General features: G+C 73.1%; 16 protein-coding genes. 9 read left to right on the plus strand and 7 right to left on the minus strand.

Annotated features, from left to right (window positions below; all coding sequences use genetic code 11):
* Positions 1-80: 80 nt before the first annotated feature.
* The 5 genes from J5Y04_RS00940 (at position 81) to J5Y04_RS00960 (ending at position 7,054) form a co-directional block, all read left to right on the plus strand.
* Positions 81-968, plus strand: a complete 888-nt coding sequence (locus J5Y04_RS00940; protein ID WP_209408918.1) for a xanthine dehydrogenase family protein subunit M — start codon at positions 81-83, stop codon at positions 966-968.
* Complete coding sequence (locus J5Y04_RS00945; protein ID WP_209408921.1) at positions 965-1,453, plus strand: (2Fe-2S)-binding protein; 489 nt, start codon at positions 965-967, stop codon at positions 1,451-1,453. The genes J5Y04_RS00940 and J5Y04_RS00945 overlap by 4 nt, the downstream gene beginning before the upstream one ends.
* The gene (gene pucD, locus J5Y04_RS00950) at positions 1,450-3,822 is read left to right on the plus strand and encodes a xanthine dehydrogenase subunit D (protein WP_209408924.1); all 2,373 of its coding nucleotides are present in this window, start codon (positions 1,450-1,452) and stop codon (positions 3,820-3,822) included. The genes J5Y04_RS00945 and pucD overlap by 4 nt, the downstream gene beginning before the upstream one ends.
* A 398-nt stretch (positions 3,823-4,220) precedes the next feature.
* A complete protein-coding gene (locus J5Y04_RS00955; RefSeq protein ID WP_209408927.1) occupies positions 4,221-5,702 on the plus strand; it encodes an NCS2 family permease in 1,482 nt (493 codons plus the stop codon).
* Positions 5,703-5,782: 80 nt separating this feature from the next.
* Positions 5,783-7,054, plus strand: coding sequence for an XdhC family protein (locus J5Y04_RS00960; RefSeq protein WP_209408930.1), 1,272 nt, complete (start codon positions 5,783-5,785; stop codon positions 7,052-7,054).
* Positions 7,055-7,102: 48 nt separating this feature from the next.
* On the opposite strand, the gene J5Y04_RS00965 is transcribed toward J5Y04_RS00960, so the two are convergent.
* Positions 7,103-7,396, minus strand: coding sequence for a hypothetical protein (locus J5Y04_RS00965; RefSeq protein ID WP_209408933.1), 294 nt, complete (start codon positions 7,394-7,396; stop codon positions 7,103-7,105).
* 204 nt (positions 7,397-7,600) lie between these two features.
* Here J5Y04_RS00965 and J5Y04_RS00970 point away from each other — a divergent pair, with 204 nt between their 5' ends.
* Entirely contained in the window at positions 7,601-7,894 is a 294-nt protein-coding gene (locus J5Y04_RS00970) for a hypothetical protein (RefSeq protein WP_209408936.1), read from the plus strand.
* Positions 7,895-7,923: 29 nt separating this feature from the next.
* Here J5Y04_RS00970 and J5Y04_RS00975 read toward each other — a convergent pair whose 3' ends face one another.
* The gene (locus tag J5Y04_RS00975) at positions 7,924-8,544 is read right to left on the minus strand and encodes a LysE family translocator (protein WP_209408942.1); all 621 of its coding nucleotides are present in this window, start codon (positions 8,542-8,544) and stop codon (positions 7,924-7,926) included.
* A gap of 141 nt (positions 8,545-8,685) precedes the next feature.
* Positions 8,686-8,889 (minus strand): cold-shock protein, encoded by a 204-nt coding sequence (locus tag J5Y04_RS00980; RefSeq protein WP_209408946.1) that lies wholly within the window; start codon positions 8,887-8,889, stop codon positions 8,686-8,688.
* Between the two features lie 176 nt (positions 8,890-9,065).
* On the opposite strand from J5Y04_RS00980, the gene J5Y04_RS00985 reads away from it, so the two are divergent.
* A complete protein-coding gene (locus tag J5Y04_RS00985) occupies positions 9,066-10,148 on the plus strand; it encodes a YafY family protein (RefSeq protein WP_209408962.1) in 1,083 nt (360 codons plus the stop codon).
* Here the strand turns inward: J5Y04_RS00985 and J5Y04_RS00990 are convergent.
* Positions 10,139-11,053, minus strand: a complete 915-nt coding sequence (locus tag J5Y04_RS00990; protein WP_209408965.1) for an SDR family oxidoreductase — start codon at positions 11,051-11,053, stop codon at positions 10,139-10,141. The two genes, J5Y04_RS00985 and J5Y04_RS00990, sit on opposite strands and share 10 nt — an antisense overlap.
* 120 nt (positions 11,054-11,173) lie before the next feature.
* Between J5Y04_RS00990 and J5Y04_RS00995 the strand changes: the two genes are divergently transcribed.
* Entirely contained in the window at positions 11,174-11,452 is a 279-nt protein-coding gene (locus tag J5Y04_RS00995) for a CopG family transcriptional regulator (protein ID WP_209408986.1), read from the plus strand.
* Complete coding sequence (locus J5Y04_RS01000) at positions 11,449-11,886, plus strand: PIN domain-containing protein (RefSeq protein ID WP_209408990.1); 438 nt, start codon at positions 11,449-11,451, stop codon at positions 11,884-11,886. Before J5Y04_RS00995 ends, J5Y04_RS01000 begins: the two co-directional genes overlap by 4 nt.
* Positions 11,887-11,924: 38 nt before the next feature.
* Here J5Y04_RS01000 and J5Y04_RS01005 read toward each other — a convergent pair whose 3' ends face one another.
* Genes J5Y04_RS01005 through J5Y04_RS01015 form a run of 3 tightly spaced genes read right to left on the minus strand, consistent with a single transcriptional unit; the run spans position 11,925 to position 15,706 of the window.
* Positions 11,925-13,646, minus strand: coding sequence for an SDR family oxidoreductase (locus tag J5Y04_RS01005; RefSeq protein ID WP_209408993.1), 1,722 nt, complete (start codon positions 13,644-13,646; stop codon positions 11,925-11,927).
* Complete coding sequence (locus J5Y04_RS01010) at positions 13,643-14,608, minus strand: M24 family metallopeptidase (protein ID WP_245203950.1); 966 nt, start codon at positions 14,606-14,608, stop codon at positions 13,643-13,645. Before J5Y04_RS01010 ends, J5Y04_RS01005 begins: the two co-directional genes overlap by 4 nt.
* 9 nt (positions 14,609-14,617) lie before the next feature.
* Positions 14,618-15,706, minus strand: coding sequence for a PDR/VanB family oxidoreductase (locus tag J5Y04_RS01015; RefSeq protein WP_209408996.1), 1,089 nt, complete (start codon positions 15,704-15,706; stop codon positions 14,618-14,620).
* Between the last annotated feature and the right edge of the window lie 29 nt (positions 15,707-15,735).

Consider the following 15,735-nt stretch of genomic DNA (forward strand, 5'->3'; position numbering starts at 1 on the left):
GCGGTTCGCACGGTCCGAACACCGAGTTCCGGGCACTGTGCCCACCAGTCCGGCCGGCAACGACTTGAGGAGACACCCGCATGGAGTTCCTTCGGCCCGCTACCTGGGACGAGGCACTCGCGGCGAAGGCTGAGTACCCGACCGCGCTGCCCATCTCGGGCGGCACGGACGTCATGGTCGAGATGAACTTCGACGTGCACCGGCCATCCGCGATTCTCGACCTGAACCGCATCACCGAGCTCACCGAATGGTCGAACGACGGCGACGTCGTCAAGCTCGGCGCCTCGGTCCCCTACACCCGGATCATCAACGAGCTGTCCGGACCGCTGCCCGGCCTGGCCCTGGCGGCCCACACCGTCGGCTCGCCGCAGATCCGCAACCGCGGCGGCGTCGGCGGGAACCTCGGCGGTGCCTCCCCGGCCGGCGACGCGCACCCCGCGCTGCTGGCGGCGGGCCGGGACGTCTTCGTCGAGGCGGCCTCGGTGCGCGGCACCCGGATGATCCCGATCGACGAGTTCTACGTCGGCGTGAAGCGCAACAGCCTGGAGGCCGACGAGCTGATCCGGGCCGTGCACATCCCCGTCGCGGACGGCCCGCAGCAGTTCTCGAAGATCGGCACCCGCAACGCCATGGTGATCGCGGTCTGCGCCTTCGGTTTCGCCCTCCACCCGAAGAACGGCACCGTCGGCACCGGTATCGGTTCGGCTGCCCCCACGCCGCGCCGCGCCGTGGAGGCCGAGGAGTACCTGCAGGGCGTGCTCGCCGAGCGCGGCCTCTGGGAGTCGGGCGACCTGCTGGGCGCCGAGGTGATCCAGCGGTTCGGCGAGCTGGTCAAGGCCGCGGCCTCGCCCATCGACGACGTCCGCGGCACCGCCGACTACCGGCGGCACTCGCTGGCCGTGATGGCCCGCCGCACCCTCACCTGGTGTTGGAACGACTACAGCAAGCAGATCAGGAGCGCGGCATGAGGGTCACTTTCACCGCCAACGGCAAGCCGGTCGAGGCCGACGACGTGTGGGAGGGCGAGAGCCTGCTGTACGTGCTGCGCGAGCGGGTCGGCCTCCCGGGCTCGAAGAACGCCTGCGAGCAGGGCGAGTGCGGCTCCTGCACGGTCTACCTGGACGGGACGCCGGTCTGTTCCTGCCTGGTCGCCGCCGGCCAGGTGCAGGACCGCGAGGTCCGCACGGTCGAGGGCCTGGCCGACGAGAACGGTGAGCTGGGCCTCGTCCAGCAGGCGTTCATCGACGCCGGCGCCGTCCAGTGCGGCTTCTGCACCCCCGGTCTGCTGGTGCAGACGGACGCGCTGCTGGAGAACGACGCCCAGCCGAGCGACAACGACATCCGCGAGGCGCTGTCGGGCAACCTCTGCCGCTGCACGGGCTACGAGAAGATCATGGACGCGGTGCGGCTGGCTTCCGCCCGCAAGTGCGCTGGTAAGGCGGCTTCGGAATGAGCACTCGCACGATCCAGGGTCAGAAGAACCTGCAGAACATCAACCAGGCGTCCAAGGACGGCATCGGCGGCTCGCCGCTGCGCCCGGACGGCAACCTGAAGGTCAAGGGCGAGTTCGCGTACTCGTCCGACATGTGGCACGAGGACATGCTCTGGGGTATGGCGCTGCGCTCGCCGCACCCCCGCGCCAACATCCTCTCGGTGGACGTCTCCGAGGCGCTCAAGGTGCCGGGCGTGTACGCCGTCCTCACCCACGACGACATCCCGGGCTCGAAGTTCTACGGCCTGGAGATCCAGGACCAGCCGGCCCTGGCGATCGACAAGGTCCGCTACCACGGTGAGGCGATCGCGCTGGTCGCGGCCGACCACCCGGAGACGGCCCGCCGCGCGGTGAAGAAGATCAAGGTCGAGTACGAGGTGCTCACCCCGATCGTCACCGAGGAGCAGTGCCTCGACCCCGAGACCCACGGCTACGTGCACGAGCCGCACGAGTTCAAGTCGCACGGGTACGGCAACATCTGCCACGAGCAGAAGCTGGTCTCCGGCCTCGGCGTGACCGACGAGGTGCGGGCGATGGCGGACGTCATCGTCAAGGGCACCTACGAGGTCGGCATGCAGGACCAGGCCTTCCTCGGCCCGGAGTCCGGCCTGGCCGTGCCGGCCGAGGACGGCGGCATCGACCTCTACGTCGCCACCCAGTGGCTGCACGTGGACCGCCAGCAGATGGCGCCCGTGCTGGCCCTGCCGGAGGAGAAGGTCCGCCTCACGCTGGCCGGTGTCGGCGGCGCCTTCGGCGGCCGCGAGGACATCTCGATGCAGATCCACGCCTGCCTGCTCGCCCAGCACACCGGCAAGCCGGTCAAGATCGTCTACGCCCGTGACGAGTCCTTCTACGGCCACGTGCACCGCCACCCGGCCAGGATGCAGTACGAGCACGGCGCCACCCGCGACGGCAAGCTGGTCTTCGCCGACGCCCGGATCGTGCTGGACGGCGGCGCGTACGCCTCGGCCTCGCCCGCCGTGGTCGGCAACGCGGCCTCGCTCGGACACGGCCCGTACGTGATCCCGAACGTCAAGATGCACGCCATCGCGCTCTACAGCAACAACCCGTCCTGCGGCGCGATGCGCGGCTTCGGCGCCGTCCAGGCCGCGTTCGGCTACGAGACGCAGATGGACCGGCTGGCCGCCGAACTGGGCATGGACCCGGTCGAGCTGCGGCAGCTGAACGCCATGGCGGAGGGCGACCACATGCCCACCGGCCAGCAGATCGACTCGCCCGCCCCGGTCGCCGAGCTGCTCCAGCGGGTCAAGGACATGCCGCTCCCGCCGCCGCTGGACACCGAGCACCTGGACGTCCGGCAGGTCCCCGGCGCGCTGTCCAACACCTCGCACGGCGAGGGCATCGTGCGCGGTGTCGGCTACTCGGTCGGCATCAAGAACGTCGGCTTCTCCGAGGGCTTCGACGACTACTCCACCGCCCGGGTCCGCCTGGAGGTCATCGGCGGCGAGCCGGTCGCCATGGTGCACACCGCGATGGCCGAGGTCGGCCAGGGCGGCGTCACCGTGCACGCCCAGATCGCCCGCACCGAGCTGGGCGTCGAGCAGGTCACCATCCACCCGGCCAACACCGAGGTCGGCTCCGCCGGCTCGACCTCCGCGTCGCGCCAGACCTACATGACCGGCGGCGCCGTGAAGCTGGCCGCCGAGGCGGTGAAGCAGGCGCTGATCGAGAAGGGCCGCCGTCGTTACGGCTGGACCCGGAACGACCTGTCGCTGGCCGGCGGCAAGGTCGTCTCCGAGTCGGCCGGCGCGCTGGTCTCCATGGTGGACCTGCTCGGCGACGAGGCGATCGACCTCACCCGCGAGCACCACCACCGCCCGACCGTCCCGTTCGACAAGGAGACCGGGCAGGGCTTCGGCCACGTCCAGTACACCTTCTGCGCCAACCGCGCGGTCGTCGACGTGGACGTCGAGCTGGGCCTCGTGAAGGTGGTCGAGCTGACCGCCGTCCAGGACGTCGGCAAGGCGCTCAACCCGCTCTCCGTGGTCGGCCAGATCCAGGGCGGCTGCACCCAGGCCCTCGGCCTGGCCGTGATGGAGGAGATCGTGGTCAAGGACGGGAAGGTCCGCAACGCGTCCTTCACCGACTACCTGATCCCCACCATCCTGGACACCCCGCCGATCCCGGTGGAGATCCTCGAACTGCCCGACCCCCACGCCCCGTACGGGCTGCGCGGGGTCGGTGAGGCCCCGACCGTCTCGGCGACGCCGTCGATCGTGGCCGCCATCCGCAACGCCACCGGCCTGGCACTCAACCGGATCCCCGTCCGGCCCGAGCACCTGACCACCGAGACGCCCGGCCCCCTGTAGCCACGGGTCCCCGCACACCTCCCCGGGGCGGCGACCGCCTTCTCCGAGCGCAGGCGAGGAGAACATCGAGCACAGTTCTCCGAGCGCAGGCGAGGAGAACATCGAGCACAGTTCTCCGAGCGCAGGCGAGGAGAACATCGAGCACAGCCCCGCCGCCCCGGGGCAGCACCACCAGAGCAGTGAAGAGCACCACCGATGCACCACCTGAAGCAACGCGAACGCACCATCCCGCTGCCTCTCCCACGCCGGGGTTCTGCAGCGGTGCGCACCACCTACGCACCGCAGGCACTGCCACAGAGTGCGCCCAGTGAGTCGAATCGTCCCCCTGTGCCAACCTCGTTGACTGGCTGTCAGGTCGACTCGCCCACCCCAACCCCCTTTGACACTTGGGAGTGGACATGACCAGGATCCCCACGGAGCCCGGCACCACTGAAGACAGACCCGCCGAGGACGACGCCCCCACGTCGGTCCCCGCGCCACCCTCGAAGAACGCGCTGGACACGTACTTCAAGATCTCTGCCCGGGGATCGACGCTCGCCAACGAGCTGCGGGGTGGCGTCACCACCTTCATGGCGATGGCGTACATCATCCTGCTCAACCCGATCATCCTCAGCGGGGCCGACGTCAACGGCCTGAAGCTGGACCACGCCCAGCTCACCACCGCGACCGCGCTGGCCGCCGCCGTCACCACGATCCTCATGGGCGTGGTCGGCAACGTGCCGCTGGCCGTCGCCGCCGGCCTCTCCGTCTCCGGTGTGGTCTCCGCGCTGGTCGTCCCGCACACCACCTGGCCACAGGCCATGGGTCTCTGCGTGATCTACGGCCTGCTGATCGTCCTGCTGGTGGTCTCCGGGCTCCGCGAGAAGATCATGAACGGCATACCACTGCCGCTCAAGCACGCGATCACCATCGGCATCGGCCTCTTCGTCGCGCTGATCGGCCTCTACAAGGCCGGCTTCGTGCACACCGGTGGTCCCACCCCGGTCTCCCTCGGCCCCTTCGGCGAACTGGCCGGCTGGCCCGTCCTGATCTTCTGCCTCACCCTGCTCACGATCTTCGTCCTGCTGGCCCGCAACGTCCGCGGCGCGATCCTGATCGGCATCGCCGGCGGCACCGCGGTGGCCTTCGTCGTCAACGCGGTCGCCGACCTGCCCGCGAAGACCTGGATCAACTCCGCCCCGGTCTGGCCGGGCAGCCCGGTCGCCTCCCCGGACTTCGGCCTCTTCGGCCACGTCGACCTGTTCGGCGCCTTCGGCAGCCACGGCCTGGGCGCGATCAGCGCCACGGTCGCCGTCTTCACCCTCGTCCTGGCCGGATTCTTCGACGCGATGGCGACCATCATCGGCGTCGGCACCGAGGCGGGCCTGGCCGACAAGCAGGGCCGGATGCCCGGCCTCTCCAAGGCGCTGTTCATCGACGGCGCCGGCGGTGCCATCGGCGGCGTCTCGGGCGCCTCCGGCCAGACCGTGTTCGTCGAGTCCGCCACCGGCGTCGGCGACGGCGCCCGGACCGGCCTCGCCTCCAGCGTCACCGGCGGCCTGTTCGCCCTGATGCTCTTCTTCTCGCCGATCGCGGGCATCGTCCCGACCGAGGTCGCCTCCGCCGCCCTCGTCGTCATCGGCTCGATGATGATGAGCCAGGCCCGGCACATCGACTGGTCGGACCGCGAGGTCGCCATCCCGGCCTTCCTCACCAGCGTCCTGATGCCGTTCACCTACAGCATCACCGCGGGTGTGGCCGCCGGTGTCATCTCCTACACGGTCATCAAGGCGGGCCAGGGCAAGTGGCGCGAGCCCGGCACCCTGATGTGGATCCTGACCGCCGTGTTCGTCGTCTACTTCGCGCTCACGCCCATCAAGTCCTGGCTGGGCGTCCACTAGCAGCACCGCCGCCGTACGGGAATCGTTTCCCGTACGGCGGCCCCTCCCGTTCCCGTCCGTTTCGTAAGGAGCTCCCCGACATGCAGGACATCGCCGAGCAGCTGCAGGCCTGGCACGCGTCCGGGCGCTCCTTCGCCGTGGCCACCGTGGTCGGCGTCTCCGGCAGCGCGCCGCGCGACCCGGGCGCCGCGCTCGCCGTCGACACGTCCGGCGAGGCCATCGGCAGCGTCTCCGGCGGCTGCGTCGAGGGCGCCGTGTACGAGCTCTGCCAGGCCGCCATCGAGTCCGGCGAGCCGGTGCTCGAACGCTTCGGCTACAGCGACGAGGACGCCTTCGCCGTCGGCCTGACCTGCGGCGGCATCCTGGACGTCTTCGTCCAGCCGGTCGTCCCCGGCACCGACCCCGCGCTGGACGCGGGCATCACCTACATCGCCTCCGGCACCCCCGTCGCGCTCGCCCGGGTGATCGCCGGCCCCGGCGGGCTGGTCGGCGCCACCGTCGCCGTCACCGCCGACACCCACCACGGCGCGCTCTCCCCCGCACCGGCCCGGCCGTCGCCCGCCACCGCCCTTGCGACGGCGCTCCCCCGGCCCTCGGCCGGGGGGACCCCCCTCGCGCGGCGCCTCATCGCCGGGCTGGAGCGCGCGATCGTCGCCGAGGCCCGGGCCATGCTGGACGCCGGACGCACCGGCCAGGTGGTGCTCGGCCTGGACGGGCGCCCCTGCGACGAACGCGGGCAGGGCACCGTCACCTTCTTCGTCGAGGCCTACGTGCCCGCGCCGCGGATGCTGGTCTTCGGCGCCATCGACTTCGCCGCCGCCGTGGTGCGGATCGGCAAGTTCCTCGGCTACCACGTCACCGTCTGCGACGCCCGCCCGGTCTTCGCCACCGCTCGGCGCTTCCCCGAGGCCGACCAGGTCGTGGTCGACTGGCCGCACCGCTACCTGGACTCGCAGCTCGACCGGCTCGACGGCCGCACGGTGCTCTGCGTGCTCACCCACGACGCCAAGTTCGACATCCCGCTGCTGGAGCGCGCCCTGCGCCTGCCGGTCGGCTACGTCGGCGCGATGGGCTCGCGCCGCACCCATCGCGACCGCGAGGAGCGGCTGCGCGAGGTCGGCCTCACCGAGACCGAGATCGGCCGGCTGCGCTCGCCCATCGGCCTGGACCTCGGCGCCCGCACGCCCGAGGAGACGGCCGTCTCGGTCGCCGCGGAGATCGTCGCCCACCGGCGCGGCGGCAGCTGCCTGCCGCTGAGCGCCGGCAACGGACCGATCCACCACGACCTGGCGCGCGCCGAGGACGCCCCCGCGCAACGGGACGCCGGGGACCCGCAGCCGCACGCGGCCTGAGCCCGGGGCGGTCCGGCCCGGGCCGGGCTCAGTGAACGACGGCCGGGCTCAGTGCACCACGTTGTAGGCCTCGCAGACGAGCGGCGGGGTGGTCGGGATGCCGACCTCCTGGAGGATCGGCATCAGCACCGCCGCGAAGTGCTCGAACGCCTCCCGGGACTCCCAGACGTCCGTGACGTGCCACCCGCCGTCCGGCGTCGGGCCCGCCGCGTGCAGGACCAGCCCGCGAACCGGCCAGTCGGACGGCCGGTTCAGCCCGGCGCCGCCGGTCAGCCGGTCCACCGCCTCGTCGTACTGGGCCTGGCTGACGCCGGCCAGCTCGAAGGTCGTGATGATCGCCATGGGGTGCTCCCGTTCACGGTGGGGTGTCGCCTCCAGTGCAGCCCCGGTCCGCCCGGCGCGGCCATCGCTGGCCACCAGCCGGGTGACCCAGCGGGCGGGTGCCCCACCGGCCGGGTGACATTGCGGGCACCGGACGGCGGCGGGACGCTGGAACCCGGGGTCCGGCCCCGCGGGCCCCACGAGTCCGGGGAAGGAGCACCGCTCATGCGTGCCCTGCTGGAGATCGAGATCGACACCGCGACCACCAACAAGCTGATCAGCGACGGCGAGGTCGCCGCGAAGTTCGAGCGGATCATGGGCAATCTCAAACCCGAGGCCGCCTACTTCTTCGCCCGCAACGGCAGGCGCTGCCAGGTCGTCGTCATCGACATCGCGGACGAGGCCTCGCTGCCGTCCGTCTGCGAGCCGTTCTGGCTGGAGTTCAACGCCTCCGTCGAGGTGCACATCTGCATGAACACCGAGGAACTGCACGAGGGCCTCGGCCGGCTCGCGCGCTGAGCCCCGCGCAGCCCCCGGCACGCCGCCCCCTACTGGGCGGCCGCCAGCTTCACTCCGAACCCGACCACGACCGCCCCGGTCACCCGGTCCATCAGGCGGCGCGCGGACGGCCGGCGCAGCCAGCCGCGCACCGCCTGCGCGAACGCCACCAGCACGGCCGACCAGACCAGACCCTCCAGGAGGTGCACGCAGGTCAGCGCCACGCCGGCGGCGAAGTGCGGGGCGCCGGCCGGGATGAACTGCGGCAGCACCGCCATGTAGAAGACGCCGACCTTGGGGTTGAGCAGGTTGGTCGTCGTACCGCGCCGCCAACCCTGCCGGAATCCGCCGGCCGCCGGACCGGCCTCGGCCGCCGCCTCGTCGCCCCGGCTGCGCAGCAGCTTCACGCCCATCCAGATCAGGTAGGCGGCGCCCGCCCACCGCAGGACCTCGTACGCCACCTGGGAGGCGGTGAGCAGCGCCGTCACCCCGGCCGAGCTGAGGACGCCCCAGGTCAGGGTGCCGGTCTGCACGCCGGTGATCACGCCCCAGGCCTGCCGGCGGTGGCCGAGGGCGGCGGTGCGCAGGATCAGGGCGGTGTCCACGCCGGGCGCCAGCGTGAGCACCCCCACCACGAGGGCGAAGGACCACAGAGCGGTTGTCATCTCCATGGGCCTGATCGTAGGGGCCGTCCGTGGACTCCCGTCCGCCCGGCAGGGGACGGGAGTCGGACGGGCCCCCACGCCCTCCGGCAGGCCCCGCTCGGAGCGGGCGGACGCTCAGAGCGGCGGACGCTCAGAGCGGGCGGACGCTCAGAGCGGCCGGACCCGTTCCGCCACCGGGCGGCCCTCCTGCTCGGTCGGGTCGTACGCCACCCGCTGCCCCTCGGCGAGGGCCCGGTCCCCCTCGCCCTCGATCGAGTCGAAGTAGACGTAGAGTGCGGGCCCCTCGTCGTCGGGGGTGATCGTGCCGTAGCCGTGGTGGACGTTGTACGTGCTCACGGTGCCGGTGGCCATGGGTGCTCCTCGCTGGTGTCGGCCCCCTCCTCGTGGCACCCATGATCGGGGCTGGGGCCCGGCGGCGCGCGTCCTAGGATCAGGTCACCGGCCCGGCGGGGAACGGCCCGGCGGAGGACAGTCCGGCGGAGGACAGTCCGGCGGGGAACGGCCCGGCTGCGGAGGGTGGTGGGTCTGTGCGGGCGGCGCGTGCCATCTCGCTGCTGTTGCTGCTCCAGGCGCGGCGGAGCCTGACCGGGGCCGAACTGGCCGCGGAGCTGGAGGTGTCCGAGCGCACCGTCCAGCGGGACGTCCTGGCGCTGGCGGAGGCCGGGGTGCCGGTCTACGCCGACCGCGGCCGGGCCGGCGGCTACCGGCTGCTCGACGGCTACCGCACCCGGCTGACCGGGCTGGACCGGGCCGAGGCGGAGGTGCTGCTCCTCGCCGGGCTGCCCGGGCCGCTCGGCGACATGGGCCTCGACGGCCCGGCCCTCGCCGCCCGGCTGAAGGTGCTGACCGAGGTCGGCGAGGCGCCCTCCGCCGGTGCCCGGCGGTTCCACCTGGACGCCCCCGGCTGGTTCCGTACGGCGCCCGTGCCGCCGCTGCTCGCCGAGGTCTCCCGGGCGGTCTGGGGCGAGCGGTTGCTGCGGGTCCGCTACCCGCGGCGCGACACCGAGGTGGAGCGGACGCTGCGGCCGTACGGGCTGGTGCTGAAGGCGGGCACCTGGTACCTGGTCGCCGGTCCGGGCCGGTCCGGGGTCCCACTGGTGTACCGGGTGGACCGACTGGTCACCGCCGAGCCGCTGGACCAGCCGTTCGAGCGGGACGAGCAGTTCGACCTCGCCGCGTTCTGGGAGGCGAAGGCGGAGGAGTTCGCCCGCTCGCTGCTGCGGGAGAGCGTGCTGGTGCGGCTCAGCCCGCTCGGCGCCGAGCGGCTGCCGCTGCTGCTGGAGCCGGTCGCCGCCCGGCAGGCACTGGCGACGGCCGGGGAGCCGGACGGCGACGGGTGGGTCACCGTCCGGCTCGGGGTCGAGTCGGCGGACGTCGCCTACGACGAGCTGCTCAGGCTCGGGCCGGAGGCCGAACTGCTCGAACCCCCGGCGCTACGGCGGCGGTTGGCCGAGGCGGCGGCCCGCACCGCGGCGCTGTACGGCGCCGCGGACCGGAACGGCGAGAACCCGCCGAACGAGAAGCGGCCGGGTGAGGACCGGAACGGCGGAGACCCTCCGAGCGACGACCGGCCGGGCGAGGATCGGAACGGCGGGGACGTTCAGCGGTAGCCGGCCGGGTCCAGCGGGCCGTCCGCCCCCTCGGCGTCCACCAGGTAGCTCCAGGCGTCCGGGCGGCTGCCGTCCAGGTCGGTGAAGCCGTACTCCCTGGCCAGCGCGCCGCTGGAGAGCGAGGTGCCGTTCCAGCGCGCCACCTCGGGGTCCGCGGCCAGCGCGACCACCGCGCGGCCGACGTACGCGGGCGACTCCGAGATGCCGAAGTCCGGCTGCCGCCGCGTGGCCTCCCGCCAGTTCTCCTCGGTGACCTCGAAGTGCTCCAGCATCATCTCGGAACGCATCCAGCCGGGCGTCAGCGCGACCGCCGTCGCCCCGCGCGGGGCCAGCTCGTGCCCCAGGGCGAAGGCCATCCGCAGCACCGAGGACTTGGCGACGTCGTAGAAGTAGGAGTTCCGGTAGCGGGTCGCGTTGTACTCGGCGGTGCCGTCCGTCATCTCCACCACCAGCCCGCCCGGCCGGCGCAGCAGCAGCGGCAACAGGTGGTGGCTGGTGATCGCGTGCGTCTCCACGGCCAGGCGCAACAGGCGCAACCCGTTGTCGAGGTCGTGCTCCCAGACCGGGCTCTCCCACTCGAAGAGCTGCTCACCGCCCCAGATGTCGTTGACCAGGATGTCCAGCCCGCCCTGCTCGGCCTCGATCCGCTTCGCCACGGCCGCCACCTCGGCGGGCACCAGGTGGTCCGCCCGCACAGCGATCCCCCGGCCGCCGGCCGCCGTCACCAGTGCGGCCGTCTCCTCCAGGGTCTCCGGCCGCCCGTACTCCGACCGGTGCCCGCCGGCGCTGCGCCCCGTCCCGTACACCGTCGCCCCCGCGGCTCCGAGTTGCACCGCGATCCCCCGCCCGGCCCCCCGCGTCGCCCCGGCGACCAGTGCGACCTTGCCCTTGAGCGGCTGTGCCATGTCCTGCCCTTCCGTCGTGCTTCCTTCGACACCACCGATGCTGCCGTGGAATCCCGACACCTGCTGTCGGGATTCCGGAAGCCTCGCCCACGGGATGTATGGCGCCAGTACCATACGTACATGGCTCTCAAGCGCACCACGGTCTACGTCGAAGCCGAGGACCTCGCAGTGATCAAGGAGGCGGCCGCCCGCGAGGGGATAGCGGAGGCCGAGATCATCCGGGAGGCGATCCACCTCGCCGCGCTGTCCAGGCGCACCTGGACCGAGCCGTTCTTCAGCGCCGACTACGAGCCGATCGGGGAGGCCACCGACGACGACGTCTGGGCCGACAAGGTGCGGGCCTACCGGCGGACCAAGCGGAACGCCTCCGACGAGGAGAACGGACGGGGCGTCGCGTGATCGTCGTCATCGCCGACACCTCGGGTCTACTGGCAGCGCTGGACAGGTCCCACCCGGCCCGCTCCTCGGCCCGCGAGGTCCTGGACTCGGCAGGTCTGCTGGTCGTCTCGCCGGTACTGCTGAGCGAACTCGACCATCTGGCACGAAGGATCCTCGGATTCGACTCCGCCATGGCGGCGACGGACGACATCCGACGACGGGTCAGGTCCGGACGCGCGGTGATGCCGGAGATCACCGCTGAGATCCTCGATACCGCCCAGGCCGTCCGCGTCCGCCACCGGAGCCTGGGTCTCGACCTCGCGGACGCGGTCAACATCGCCCTGGCCGCCGAGTTCCGCACCAATGCCGTCCTGACGCTCGACCAGCGCGACTTCCGCGCCGTCCGCCCGCTGACCGTTCACAAGGCCTTCCGGATCCTGCCCGACGACCTCTGATCGGTCGTCGGGCAGGGCGGGGGACCAGAGCGGGGGACTCACGTCACGTTGAGGCGGGCGGCCAGGCGGAGCAGGCCCGGGGAGAGGCGGCTGAGGAAGCGGGCCGCCTTGGCCTCGGGGGTGACCGGGACGACGGGCTTGCCGGTGCGCACCGCGTGCAGGATGGCGGCGGCGACCTTCTCGGGCGGGAAGCCGCGGCGGGCGTAGAGCTTGGCGGCACGGGCCTGCTTGGCGGCCTGCTGGGCGGCGCTGGTCGCGGAGAAGGTCGAGGTGCGGGTGATGTTGGTGTTGACGATGCCGGGGCAGATGGTGGAGACCCCGATGCCGTGGCCGGCGAGTTCGGCGCGCAGGCAGTCGGAGAGCATGAAGACGGCGGCCTTGCTGGTCGCGTAGGCGGTGAGCGCCTTGGACGGCAGGTAGGCGGCGGCCGAGGCGAGGTTGACGATGTGGCCGCCGGCGCCGCGGTCGGCCATCAGGGTGCCGAAGGCGCGGCAGCCGTGGATGACGCCCCAGAGGTTGACGTCCAGGACGCGCTGCCACTCCTTCTCGGTGGTCTGCAGGAACGTCCCGGAGTGGCCGATGCCCGCGTTGTTGACCACCACGTCGGGGACGCCGTGGGCGGCGGCGACCTCCTCCGCGAAGGCGTCGACGGCGGAACCGTCGCTGACGTCGACCCGGTAGGCGTGGGCCTGCGGGCCGATCAGGGAGGCGAGTTCGGCGGTACGGCGGGCCGCGTCGAGGTCGAGGTCGCAGACGACGACGCGGGCGCCGTCCTCGGCGAAGGCCAGTGCGGTGGCGCGGCCGATGCCGCTGCCGCCGCCGGTGACGACGACCAGCCGGCCGAGGCCGGCCTCCCCGGTGCCCCGTCCGGCGCCGACGGAAGCGGTGAACTCGCGGACCATGCCGGCCACGGCGGATCCCTTCTCCAGCAGGGCGGACCAGTGGGTGGCGTGCAGCGAGCGGCGGGTCAGCCTGGGCACCCAGCGCTCCAGGCCCTCGGAGAGGAACCCGCCGACGTAGTGGTCCTTGGTCAGGGTGATCAGCTGCACCGGCACCTCGGTGGGCCGCTCGCGCGGGTTGCGCAGGGTGGGCCGCATGTTGGCGCGGTACAGCTCGATGCCGCGCACCGCGTCCCGGCGCAGGGTGGGCTGCGGGTGGTTGGGGCGCGGGGTGACCTCCTCCAGGTCGCGCAGCACCCGGCCCCAGGCGCGGGCCAGGCCGAGCCGCCATATGCCGGGGGCGAGGTAGGGCAGGTGGAAGGCGGTGATGTACCAGGAGTGGACGCCCTGGGTGAGCAGCTGCTTCAGGTGGCGCGGGGTGGGACGGCGGTAGCGGTCGCGCAGCCAGTGCCCCATGTGGTCGAGGCAGGGCCCGGACATGGTGGTGTACGACGCGAGCCGCTGCTCGGCGCCGGGCGAGGTGACGGCCTCCCAGGACTGCAGCGAGCCCCAGTCGTGGGCGACCACGTGCACCGGGCGGTCCGGGCTGACGGCGTCGGCGACCGCGAAGAGGTCGGCGGCGAGGTGCTCCAGCCGGTAGCCCTCGCGGGAGGCGGGCACACCGGACTCGCCGGCGCCGCGCACGTCGTAGCGGACGACGTGGTGGTCGCGGGCGAGGTCGGCGGCGACGTCGTCCCAGACCACGTGGGTGTCCGGGTAGCCGTGCACCAGGAGGACGGTGGGTGCGGCCGGGTCGCCGTCCTCGAACACGGCGAGCGGGAGCCCGCCGGAGTGGACGGTCCGGCGGCGGGTGGTCGTCATCGGGTCGCCTCCTGGGCGGTCTCGGGGTCGGCGGCCGCTGCCGCGGTCACGGGATCCGGCGCGGTCCCGGCCGCTGCCGCCGCCGTCCAGCGGCGGACGTGCGGCAGGTCGTCGTCGAGCCAGTACGCACCCCCGTGCTCGTCGTCGGGGGACTCGGTGACCACCAGCAGCTCCTCGAACTTGATGCCCACCTCGCGGAACCCGATGTGCGGTTCCACCGCCCACAGGCCCGGGGTCGGCGCGTGCCGGGACGCCCGTCCGTCCGCCCAGAGCGGCGAACGGCCGTGCAGGCGTTCGCTGATCAGCTCGCGGCCGAGCGTCTGGAGTGTACGCACACCGAAGCCGAAGAGGTTGACCCCGGCCGGGCCGCGGGCGGTCATCCGGGTCACCTGGTGGCCGATCACCCGGCCCGGGTAGACCTGGTGGCGGTTGTCGTAGCCGTGCGCGGCGATCTGCGCGTCCACCGCCGCGTACACCTCGTCGAGCGGCCTGCGGGCGCGGACCTCGGCGAGGATCAGTTCGCGGTACACCCGGAGGTCGGCGGCGAGCCGGTCCCAGACCCGGTTCTCGCCGACCTTGCCGCCGTAGCCGATGTCGGCGGTGTAGCCGTCCACGACCGGGGCGCAGTCCAGCACGTACGGCATGCCCTCCTCCAGCCGGCGGCCGCCGGCGAAGAACTGGAGCGGGGTGTGGAAGTGCCGGAACGCCGTCCGGTCGCCGAACCAGGCGAAGGGGACGTGGAAGAAGTCCTGCACGCCGGCGGCGACCAGGCAGCGGCGCAGCTTGGCGGTGGCCTGGCGCTCGGTGACGCCCGGTTCGATCCAGGCGGCGACCTGCTCGGCGCAGTGGTAGGCGAGCTGCTGGGTCTCCCGGAACCGGGCGAGGTCGTGGTCGGTGTACGGGAAGGCGGGCCGGGCCGTGGCCGTGGCCGCCCTCCCCGCCGTCGCGGGCTTCGTGGTCATCGGGGCTCCTTAGACGTCGAGCACGAGGGTCTCGCCCTCGGCGGCCCGGGAGACGCAGGGCAGCAGGGCGCCGGCGGCGCGCTGCTCGGGGGTGAGGCGGCGGTCGCGGTGGTCGGGGGTGCCGGCCAGCAGCCGGACCTCGCAGGTGCCGCAGAACCCCTGGTGGCAGGAGTACGGGAGGTCGGGGCGGGCCTCGCGGAGCACGTCCAGGGCGGAACGGTCGGCGGGCACGTCGAGCGCCGGGCCGTCCGCGCCGAGGCGGACCGTGAACGGCTCGCCGCCGGTGACCGGGGCGGCGCCGAACCGCTCGAAGTGCAGGGCCGCGGCGGGCGACCCGTCCAGCGCCCGCTGGACGGCGGCCAGCATCGGTGCCGGGCCGCAGCAGTAGACGGCGGCGCCGCGCGGGGCGTGCGCGAGCAGCTCGGCACCGGTCGGCACGCCGCCGTTCGCGTCGTCGGTGCGCAGGTGGACCCGGCGGGGGTCGAGGGCGCGCAGCTCGTCCGCGTACGGGAGGGTGCCGGCGCTGCGGCCGACGTGGACGAGCCGCCAGTCCAGGCCGTGGCGCTGCGCCTCGCGGGCCATCGGGAGCAGCGGGGTGACGCCGATGCCGCCGGCCAGCAGCAGGACGGCCGGCTCGGCGCAGAAGGCGAAGCCGTTGCGGGGGCGGCGGGCGGTGAGGCGGGTGCCGGGGTGCAGCGTGTCGTGGACCTCGACCGAGCCTCCGCCGCCCTCCGGCAGCCGGCGTACGGCGATCCGGTAGGCGGTGCGGTCGGCGGGGTCGCCGCAGAGCGAGTAGTGGCGTTCGCGGCCGGACGGGAGCGCGAGGCGCAGGTGCGCGCCGGGCTGCCAGGCCGGGAGCGGGCTGCCGGAGGGGTCGGACAGCGTCAACTCGACGACGTCGGCGGCGACCTGGCGGCGGGCGGTGACCACCAGTTGCAGCGGCGGGGTGGGGCGGCCGGGCGGGCGGCGGGGGCTGCGGCGCAGCAGCGGGGAGCCGAGGGCGGGGCTGTAGCGGTCGCCGAAGGCGGTGAGGCGCTGCATGAACCGGTCGGCGCGGGGGCGGCCGTAGAGGTCGGGGGGCGGGTTGTGCAGGTCCATCCGGCGGGGTCCTTGGGGTCCTGGGGCGA

The sequence above is a fragment of the Kitasatospora sp. RG8 genome (genome assembly GCF_017813315.1).
Classification (GTDB): domain Bacteria; phylum Actinomycetota; class Actinomycetes; order Streptomycetales; family Streptomycetaceae; genus Kitasatospora.

What these genes read in the sequence shown, in the direction of transcription:
- J5Y04_RS00955 (WP_209408927.1), top strand. Translation starts at nt 4,221, where the DNA reads ATGACCAGGATCCCCACGGAGCCCGGCACCACTGAAGACAGACCCGCC.
- J5Y04_RS00995 (WP_209408986.1), top strand. Translation starts at nt 11,174, where the DNA reads ATGGCTCTCAAGCGCACCACGGTCTACGTCGAAGCCGAGGACCTCGCA.
- J5Y04_RS00975 (WP_209408942.1), bottom strand. Translation starts at nt 8,544, where the DNA reads ATGGAGATGACAACCGCTCTGTGGTCCTTCGCCCTCGTGGTGGGGGTG.
- J5Y04_RS01010 (WP_245203950.1), bottom strand. Translation starts at nt 14,608, where the DNA reads ATGACCACGAAGCCCGCGACGGCGGGGAGGGCGGCCACGGCCACGGCC.
- J5Y04_RS00970 (WP_209408936.1), top strand. Translation starts at nt 7,601, where the DNA reads ATGCGTGCCCTGCTGGAGATCGAGATCGACACCGCGACCACCAACAAG.
- J5Y04_RS00965 (WP_209408933.1), bottom strand. Translation starts at nt 7,396, where the DNA reads ATGGCGATCATCACGACCTTCGAGCTGGCCGGCGTCAGCCAGGCCCAG.
- J5Y04_RS00945 (WP_209408921.1), top strand. Translation starts at nt 965, where the DNA reads ATGAGGGTCACTTTCACCGCCAACGGCAAGCCGGTCGAGGCCGACGAC.
- J5Y04_RS00940 (WP_209408918.1), top strand. Translation starts at nt 81, where the DNA reads ATGGAGTTCCTTCGGCCCGCTACCTGGGACGAGGCACTCGCGGCGAAG.
- pucD (WP_209408924.1), top strand. Translation starts at nt 1,450, where the DNA reads ATGAGCACTCGCACGATCCAGGGTCAGAAGAACCTGCAGAACATCAAC.
- J5Y04_RS00980 (WP_209408946.1), bottom strand. Translation starts at nt 8,889, where the DNA reads ATGGCCACCGGCACCGTGAGCACGTACAACGTCCACCACGGCTACGGC.
- J5Y04_RS01015 (WP_209408996.1), bottom strand. Translation starts at nt 15,706, where the DNA reads ATGGACCTGCACAACCCGCCCCCCGACCTCTACGGCCGCCCCCGCGCC.
- J5Y04_RS00960 (WP_209408930.1), top strand. Translation starts at nt 5,783, where the DNA reads ATGCAGGACATCGCCGAGCAGCTGCAGGCCTGGCACGCGTCCGGGCGC.
- J5Y04_RS00990 (WP_209408965.1), bottom strand. Translation starts at nt 11,053, where the DNA reads ATGGCACAGCCGCTCAAGGGCAAGGTCGCACTGGTCGCCGGGGCGACG.
- J5Y04_RS01005 (WP_209408993.1), bottom strand. Translation starts at nt 13,646, where the DNA reads ATGACGACCACCCGCCGCCGGACCGTCCACTCCGGCGGGCTCCCGCTC.